General features: G+C 71.0%; 3 protein-coding genes. All 3 read left to right on the forward strand.

The annotated features are described in order from the left end of the window. Nucleotides 1-996, forward strand: a 996-nt coding sequence (locus ACFW22_RS35750) for an AIM24 family protein (protein ID WP_386412952.1), incomplete at its 5' end; no start/stop codon positions are given. 11 nt (nucleotides 997-1,007) lie between these two features. Then, nucleotides 1,008-1,688, forward strand: coding sequence for an AIM24 family protein (locus ACFW22_RS35755; protein WP_386412954.1), 681 nt, complete (start codon nucleotides 1,008-1,010; stop codon nucleotides 1,686-1,688). A 19-nt stretch (nucleotides 1,689-1,707) separates the two neighbouring features. Then, a complete protein-coding gene (locus ACFW22_RS35760; RefSeq protein ID WP_384886919.1) occupies nucleotides 1,708-2,463 on the forward strand; it encodes an AIM24 family protein in 756 nt (251 codons plus the stop codon). The last annotated feature ends 38 nt before the right edge of the window (nucleotides 2,464-2,501 follow it).

The raw sequence follows: 2,501 nt of genomic DNA on the forward strand, positions 1-2,501 counted from the left end.
GCGTTCGGGACGCCCGCCGCGCCGCAGGCCCCCGTGCCGCCGGCGCCGCAGGCCCCGCAGGTCCACACGGCGCCCACCATGGTCGCCCCCCTGGCTCCGGCCCCCTACGGGCAGCCGCCCGCTCCGGCTCCGGCCCCCGTGCCGCCGCCCGCTCCGGCTCCGGCCCCCTACGGGCAGCCGCCCCAGTACGGCCAGGTCCCCGGACAGCCGCCGGGGCAGGTCCCCGCCGTGCATCCCGGGCAGGGCCAGCCGCCGCAGACCCCGTACGGGCAGCCCGCCCCCTTCCCGTACGGGCAGCAGCCCGCGGGAGTCCCGCAGGGCGTCCCGGCGACCGGAGCGGGACTCGCCGCAGCGCTCGCGCCGTACAAGGAGACCGCCACCGGGGCCCGCTGGACCCCGCAGAACCAGCAGCTCATGCGGGTGGACCTCGCCATGGGCGGCACACCCGTCCTCGCCCGACAGGGCTCCATGGTCATGTACCAGGGCAAGGTCGACTTCGGTTACAAGGGCGCGGGCTTCGCCGGCCGGATCATCGGCAACGCCACCGGCCAGGAGATGCAGCTGATGCGCTGCACCGGACGCGGCCAGGTCTTCCTCGCCGAGGAGGGCGCCCACCTCCACCCGATCGAGCTCCAGGGCGACGGCATCTGCGTCTCGGCGGAGAACGTCCTCGCGTTCGACGAGTCCCTCCAGTACGAGGTCCGTCGCATCGAAGGCCACGGCATCCCCGGCGGCGCCCTGTTCACCATGCAGTTCCAGGGCACCGGCACCGTCGTCGTCAAGACCCACGGCGTCCCCGTCGTCCTGCCGGTCACGCCGACGACCTTCGCCGACTGCAACGCGGTCGTCGCCTGGTCGTCCGCCTCCCAGGTCGTCCTCTCCAGCCAGGTGCGGTTGCGCCGCAACTCCTACCCCGGCCACAGCGGAGAGACCGTGAACCTGCAGTTCCGGGGAGCCCCCGGCAACTTCATCGTCGTCCAGCCCTACGAGGTCTGAGGGAGCCCGTCATGAACCAGCAACTCGCGGGCTACGCCCCGACCCCCGTCGCGGCCCGCATGGAGAACCACGGCAGCACCATGCTGAAGGTCGCCATGGCCTCCGGCCAGGACCTGTACGCCCGTTCCGGCTCGATGGTCGCCTACGAGGGCTTCATCACCTACGAGCCCAATCCGCCCGCCGTCCGCCAGGTCGCCCAGCAGTGGGTCACCGGCGAGAACACCCCCCTCATGAAGTGCTCCGGCGACGGGCTGCTCTACCTCGCCGACTACGGTGCCGACGTCGTCGTCATCAACCTCCAGAACGACTCGATCTCGGTCAACGGCACCAATGTGCTCGCCTTCGACGCCCACCTCCAGTGGCAGGTCGAGCGGGTCAAGGGGCTCGCCAAGCTCGCCGGCCAGGGCCTGTTCAACGTCGAGATCTCCGGCACCGGTTGGGTCGCGCTCACCTCGCGCGGCACGCCGATCGTCGTCGACTGCGGCCGGGGCGAGGACGAGACCTACGTCGACCCCGATGCGCTCGTCGCCTGGTCGCCCGCGCTCAAGGTCAAGGGCAAGCGCAGCTTCAAGGCGTCCTCCCTCATCGGGCGGGGCAGCGGCGAGGCGTACCAGATGGCCTTCTCGGGCCAGGGCATCGTCGTCGTACAGCCGAGCGAGGACAGCACCGACCGCCTGCGGGTCCGGGGCTGAGGGGGAGCGAGAACACACCATGCAGAGCCCGCTTTTCAACCATGCCGAACAGCAGAGCCAGGAGCGGTACGCCATCCAGAACCCGCAGCTCCTGCGGGTCAGCCTGACCGGGCAGGACGACGTCCTCGCCCGCAAGGGCGCCATGGTCGCGTACCAGGGACTCGTCGACTTCGACGGCGAGTACCAGACGCAGAGCCAGCGAAGCGCCCGGGCCCGCACGGGCGAGGGCCTGGAACTGATGCGCTGCTCCGGCCAGGGCACGGTCTACTTCGCCAACCTGGCCCAGTACATCCACGTCGTGGAGGTCGAGCAGGAGGGACTGACCGTCGACAGCGCCTACGTCCTGGCGCTCGATTCGACCCTCCACACCGAAGTCATCGCCGTCGACAGCCAGTACGGCATCTCCGGGTCCGGCAAGTACCAGCTCAACATCACCGGCCGCGGCAAGGTCGCCCTGATGACCTCCGGGCAGCCGCTGATGATGCAGGTCACGCCCGAGAAGTACGTCAGCGCCGATGCGGACGCCATCGTCGCCTGGTCCACCGGACTCCGCGTCCAGATGCAGGCCCAGACCACCAACTCCAGCGTCCGTCGCCGTCGCGGCGACACGGGCGAGGGCTGGGAACTCAGCTTCCTCGGCAACGGCTTCGCCCTCGTTCAGCCCAGCGAGGTCATGCCCCCGCAGCACGCGGCCATCGGACAGGGCATCGCCGCCCAGTTCGGCGCCGGGCAGCACGGCTCCCACGGCCAGAACCAGAACAACGCCTGGGGCTGAGCTGCACGTCACGGTGGAGGGCGGTCGCCCCGGAGCAC

Origin of the sequence: Streptomyces sp. NPDC058872, from assembly GCF_042743065.1 — a bacterium.
GTDB lineage: Bacteria > Actinomycetota > Actinomycetes > Streptomycetales > Streptomycetaceae > Streptomyces.